General features: G+C 70.2%; 4 protein-coding genes and 1 pseudogene. All 5 read left to right on the top strand.

Features of this window, described 5'->3' with window-relative positions; all coding sequences use genetic code 11:
- Window positions 1–2,219: type VI secretion system ATPase TssH (gene tssH / locus BMG07_RS39420; protein ID WP_269759854.1), on the top strand; the 2,219-nt coding region annotated here is incomplete at its 5' end.
- A complete protein-coding gene (locus BMG07_RS39415) occupies window positions 2,216–4,162 on the top strand; it encodes a type VI secretion system Vgr family protein (RefSeq protein ID WP_269759853.1) in 1,947 nt (648 codons plus the stop codon). The genes tssH and BMG07_RS39415, both read left to right, overlap by 4 nt.
- 9 nt (window positions 4,163–4,171) lie before the next feature.
- Window positions 4,172–4,897, top strand: a complete 726-nt coding sequence (locus BMG07_RS39410; RefSeq protein WP_198089032.1) for a toxin-antitoxin system YwqK family antitoxin — start codon at window positions 4,172–4,174, stop codon at window positions 4,895–4,897.
- A 3-nt stretch (window positions 4,898–4,900) separates the two neighbouring features.
- Window positions 4,901–5,290 (top strand): DUF4280 domain-containing protein, encoded by a 390-nt coding sequence (locus tag BMG07_RS39405; RefSeq protein WP_198089031.1) that lies wholly within the window; start codon window positions 4,901–4,903, stop codon window positions 5,288–5,290.
- 260 nt (window positions 5,291–5,550) lie between these two features.
- Window positions 5,551–5,733: pseudogene (locus tag BMG07_RS39400) on the top strand (hypothetical protein); the annotation flags it as partial.

Genomic DNA, 5,733 nt, shown 5'->3' with positions numbered 1-5,733 from the left:
CGCCCGCGCATCAACCGGCGGCGCCTTCGTCGGCGCCCGACACCGGCGCGCCCGCGCTGCAGATGCCCACCGCGCGCCGCGGCAACTCGGCCACGCCTTCGCTCGACCAGTACACGGTCGACATGACGCAGCTCGCGCGCGACGGCGCCATCGACCCCATTCGCGGACGCGACGGCGAGATCCGCCAGATCATCGACGTGCTGCTGCGCCGCCGCCAGAACAACCCCATCCTCACGGGCGAGGCCGGTGTCGGCAAGACCGCCGTGGTCGAGGGCTTCGCGCAGCGCGTGGTGCAGGGCGACGTGCCGCCCGCGCTGCGCCAGGTGTCGGTACGCTCGCTCGACCTGGCGCTGCTGCAGGCCGGCGCCGGCGTGAAGGGCGAGTTCGAGAACCGGCTCAAGTCGGTCATTGCCGAGGTCAAGGCCTCGCCCACGCCGGTCATTCTGTTCATCGACGAGGCGCACCAGCTCATCGGCGCGGGCGGCGCCGAGGGCCAGGGCGACGCGGCCAACCTGCTCAAGCCCGCGCTCGCGCGCGGCGAGCTGCGCACCGTCGCCGCCACCACGTGGGCCGAGTACAAGAAGTACGTGGAGCGCGACCCCGCGCTCGCGCGCCGCTTCCAGGTGGTGAAGGTCGAGGAGCCCAGCGAAGAGGTCGCCATCGACATGCTGCGCGGCATGGTCGAGACGCTGGAGAAGCACCACGGCGTGGAGATCGTCGACGACGCGGTGCGCGAGGCCGTCAAGCTCTCGCACCGCTACATCACCGGCCGCCAGTTGCCCGACAAGGCCATCAGCGTGCTCGACACCGCCTGCGCGCGCGTGGCCATCGGGCAGAACGGGCTGCCGGCCGAGCTGGAGTCGGCCGTGCGCGACATCGCCACGGCCGAGAGCGAGCTGCGCGTGCTGCGCCACGAGGCCGCCACCGGCGGCGACCACCAGGACGCCATCGCCACGCTCACCGAGCGGCTGGGCACGCTGCGCCAGAAGCACAAGCGCCTGTCCGACAAGGTCGACGAAGAAAAGCATGCGGTGATGGAAATCGTCGCGCTGCGTCGCAAGATCGCCGACAGCCTGCGCGACAACGCGCCGCCGCCCGACGAGGAGAACGAGCCCGCGCTGCTCACCGCCGCGCTGCGCCGCCTGGAGAAGGGCCTCGAAGCGCTGCAGAGCGACGAGCCCATGGTGCCGGTGTGCGTCGACGGCGTGATGGTGGCCGAGGTGATCTCCGGCTGGACCGGCATCCCGGTCGGCAAGATGATGACCGACGAGCTGCACACCGTGCTCAACCTGAAAGAGAAGCTGGCCGAGCGCGTGGTCGGGCAGGACGACGCGCTCGACGCCATCGCGCGGCGCGTGCGCACCTTCCGCGCCGACCTGGACGACCCCGGCAAGCCCGTGGGCGTGTTCATGCTGGTGGGCCCGAGCGGCGTGGGCAAGACCGAGACCGCCTTTGCGCTGGCCGACCTGCTGTACGGCGGCGAGCGCAACGTCATCACCGTGAACATGAGCGAGTTCCAGGAGGCGCACACCGTCTCCAGCCTGAAGGGCGCGCCGCCCGGCTACGTGGGCTACGGGCGCGGCGGCGTGCTGACCGAGGCCGTGCGCCGCCGGCCCTACAGCGTGGTGCTGCTCGACGAAATGGAGAAGGCCCACCCCGACGTGCTGGAGCTGTTCTTCCAGGTGTTCGACAAGGGCACCATGGAAGACGGCGAAGGCGTGCAGATCGACTTCAAGAACACGCTGATCCTGCTCACCTCCAACGCCGCGCAGGACGTGATCACCCAGGCCTCGCAGGGCGGCCAGCGGCCCGACGCCGAAGCGCTGGTGGAGCGGCTGCGCCCCGAGCTGCTCAAGCAGTTCAGCCCCGCCTTCCTGGGCCGGCTGGCGCTGGTGCCCTACCACCACCTGGGCGACGAACAGATCCGCAGCATCGTGAGCCTGAAGCTGGGCAAGCTGGCGCGGCGCTTCGCGCTGAACCACCACGCCGACTTCACCTGGGACGCGCAGGTCGAAGACGCCATTACCGCGCGCTGCACCGAGGTGGACAGCGGCGCGCGCAACATCGACCACATCCTGGCGCACGCGGTGCTGCCCGAGCTGTCGCGCCAGGTGCTGGAGCGCATCTCGATGGCGGCCGCATTCAGCGCGGTGCACATGGGCGTGGACGGCGACGGTGCGTTTGCCTTCGGCTTCGAGCCGGCGGCGCTGAGCCGATGAACATGCGCGAGGGCTTCACCCAGCACGCCGCCTTCCTGGCGGTGCGGACCGTGCTCGCGGACGACGAGCTGCTGCTCGACGCCTTCCAGGCCAGCGAGGGCATGTCGCGGCTGTTCGCCTGCACGCTCACCATGCGCGCGAGCTCGGACACGTTGGTGGCCGCCGACCTGATCGGCACCTCGGTCACCGCGATACTGCAGCGGCCCGACAAGGATGCGCGCTTCTTCAACGGCATCGTCTCGCGCTTCACGTACCTGGGCAGCGACCGCGACTTTGCCACCTACACGCTGGAGCTCGTGCCGCGCTTGTGGCTGCTCACGCTGGGCCGCGACCGCGTGATCTACCAGAACCTGAGCACGCCCGAGATCCTGCAGCAGGTGCTCGCGGCCTTCGACGTGAGCTTCGAGGCGCAGCTGCAGGGCACCTACGCCAAGCGCGAGTACTGCGTGCGCTACGACGAGACGGCCTTCGACTTCGTCTCGCGCCTGATGGAAGAGGAAGGCATCTTCTATTTCTTCAGATTCGCGGAAGACACCCACACGCTGGTGCTGGCCGACGACAAGTCGGCGTACGCGCCCTGCCCGCACGCCGAAACGCTCCTGGTGCGCAGCGGCGAGCAGCACTTCGCGCACGCCCATGCAGTGACCCGCTTCGAGTCCGAGGCGCGCCTGGTGACCAAGTCGCACACGGTGGACGACTACGACTTCCTCAAGCCCGCCACCAGCCTGCTGGCCAAGCGCGAAGCCGACAGCGGGCGCGGCGCCGACTACGAATACCCCTCGCGCGCGGCGCCGACCGGCGCCGATGCGCGCGCGCGCATCCGGCTGGAAGCGCACCAGGCCAGCAGCCAGTCGGGCCGCGGCGACAGCCACTGCCACTACCTGACGCCGGGCACCACCTTCACGCTGGCGGAGCATCCGCGCGCGGACCTCAATGCGTCGCACGTGGTGTTCGCCGTGCACCACCACGCCGCGAACGAGCACTACCGCAACAGCTTCGAGACGCTGCCGCCCAACACGCCCTTCCGCCCGCCGCGCCTCACGCCGCGCCCGGTGGTGGCGGGCAGCCACACGGCGAGGGTCGTCGGGCCCGGCACGGAAGAAATCTGGACCGACGAGCACGGCCGCATCAAGGTGCAGTTCCCGTGGGACCGCGCGGGCAAGCTCGACGACAAGAGCTCGTGCTGGATGCGCGTCTCGCAGATGTGGGCCGGCGAGGGCTGGGGCGCGCTGTTCATTCCGCGCGTCGGGCAGGAGGTGGTGGTGAGCTATGTCGACGGCGACCCCGACCGCCCGCTGGTGTCGGGCAGCGTCTACAACGGCACGCACGCCACGCCGGTCGGGCTGCCGGGGGCGTCCACGCAGAGCACGATCCTGTCGCACTCGACGCCGGGCGGCGCGGCGGGCAACGAACTGCGCTTCGAGGACAAGAAGGACGCCGAAGAGCTCTACATGCATGCGCAGAAAGACATGCGCACCGAGATCGAGAACGACCTGACCACCACCGTGATGGCCGGCAACGAGCTGCACACCGTCACCAAGGGCAATCGCACCATCAAGGTCGACATGGGCAACGAGACCCATTCGGTGAAGGGCACGCGCGCGCTCGACGTCACGGGCAACGAGACGCACGGCAACAAGGCCAACTTCACGCAGACCGTGACGGGCAACTACGAGCTCAAGGTCACGGGCAACCTGGTGATCGACGTGACGGGCACGCTGCTCATCAAGTCGGCGCAGACGCTCGACCTGAAGGCCGGCACCGACCTGGGCGCCAATGCCGGCGTCAACTTCAAGGCCGAGGCCGGGGTGGCGCTGTCGGCCAAGGGCGGCGTGTCGCTGTCGAACGAGGCGCCGTCGATCAGCAGCAAGGCCTCGGGCATGAACGCGGTCGAGGGTGGTGGCATGGTCACGCTCAAGGGCGGGCTGGTGAAGATCAACTGATTGCGCGCGATGGACCTTTCTTCCCTCCCCTTGAAAGACCCGGCCCCGGTGCCGCAGGCCGTGGTGCGCGAGGCGCTCGACGCCGGCGGCCGGACGGTGGCGCGCGCATCCTTCCTGGGCGACCTGCCGCACGGGCCCATGCAGGTGTTCTCGGCCACGGGCAAGCCCAGCCTGGAGGCGTCCTACCAGGCCGGCGTGCCGCACGGCGCGATGCGCCTGTACGACGAGCGCGGCCAGCTGCTGCAGGACACGCAGCGCCTGGGCGGCGTGGCCGACGGCACCACGCGCAGCTACTACCCCAGCGGCAAGCTCATGCAAACGCAGCAGCATGTGCGCGGCATGCTGCACGGCGAGACCGTGGCCTATGCCGAGTCGGGCGACGTCACCGCGCGGCTGCCTTATGCGGCCGGCCGCCTCGACGGCGCGGCCAGCTACTACAACGAAGCGCGGCTGGTGCGGCGCGAGACCTACCGCGCGGGCCTGCTCGACGGCGAAGTGCTCGACTACCTGCCCGGCGGGGGCCTTGCGCAGTCGTCCATCTACGCGGCCAACGTGCTGCACGGCTTGCTGCGGCGCTTCTGGCCCAACGGCCAGCTGATGGAAGAAGTCGCCTACCGCCAGGGCAAGCCGCACGGCAGCCCGCGCCGCTTCGACGACACCGGCTGCGAGATCGTGGCCGCCGCCGCCGCGCCGGGCTTCATGAAGAGCCTGGAAAAACTCATGAGGGGGGACTGAGCCATGGGCATGCACGTCTGCATGGGGGCCACGCTGCAATGCAGCTTCGGCGCCGCGCCTTCCAACCTCGTGGTGCTGCCCGCCAGCGGCGTGCTGACCGGCGGCATGCCGGCGGCCACCATCATGGACAGCAAGCCGCTGGCCAACATCATGCCGTTCGGCACCTGCAACAGCATGTCGAACCCGATGGTGGCGGCCGCCACCGCCGCCGCGCTCGGCGCGTTCACGCCCATGCCCTGCATTCCGGTGACGGCCGCGCCCTGGGCTCCCGGCTCGCCCACGGTGCTGGTCGGCGGCATGCCCGGCCTGCAGGACAGCTCCAAGCTCGCCTGCAACTGGGGCGGCGTGATCCAGGTCGTGGTGCCGGGGCAGTTCACTTCCATGATTCCCTGAGCCCGCTCATCTTCTTCCCACCATGTCGCAATACGTTTTCACGATGAGCTCGCGCATGGTCGCCATCACGGTGACCTGCCTGGTGCTGCTGTGCGCCCTTCTGTTCCTGATGGGCGTCGAGATCGGCAAGCTGCTGGCGCCCTCGCCCGTCGCGGCCGCCGCCACGGTGCGCCCGCGCCGCTGCAAGCCCCGCCGCCTTCTTCCCCGCCTTCTTCTCCGTCTTCTCCCGCGCCCGCGCCGGCACCCGCCGCCCCCACCCCATGACCAAAGTGATTCCACGCATGTCGAACAACACACGACACCTCGCGGGCATGCACAGCGCGCTGCGGCGCCTTGCCCTTCCGACCCTGCTGGCCTTCGCCGGCCTCTGCGCGAGCGGCATCGCCGGCGCGGCGGGCGAGCGGCCCGTGGCGCAGGGCGTGCTGACCGCGCCGGCAGCCTCG

Origin of the sequence: Variovorax sp. E3 (genome assembly GCF_016082275.1) — a bacterium.
Taxonomy (GTDB): Bacteria; Pseudomonadota; Gammaproteobacteria; order Burkholderiales; family Burkholderiaceae_C; genus Variovorax.
The sequence above is the reverse complement of the archived record's forward strand: the minus strand, read 5'-3'. Positions and strand labels throughout refer to the sequence as shown.

Bases quoted from the DNA above. Each gene is read 5' to 3' on its own strand.
- BMG07_RS39405 (WP_198089031.1), top strand. From the start codon at position 4,901: ATGGGCATGCACGTCTGCATGGGGGCCACGCTGCAATGCAGCTTCGGC.
- BMG07_RS39415 (WP_269759853.1), top strand. From the start codon at position 2,216: ATGAACATGCGCGAGGGCTTCACCCAGCACGCCGCCTTCCTGGCGGTG.
- BMG07_RS39410 (WP_198089032.1), top strand. From the start codon at position 4,172: ATGGACCTTTCTTCCCTCCCCTTGAAAGACCCGGCCCCGGTGCCGCAG.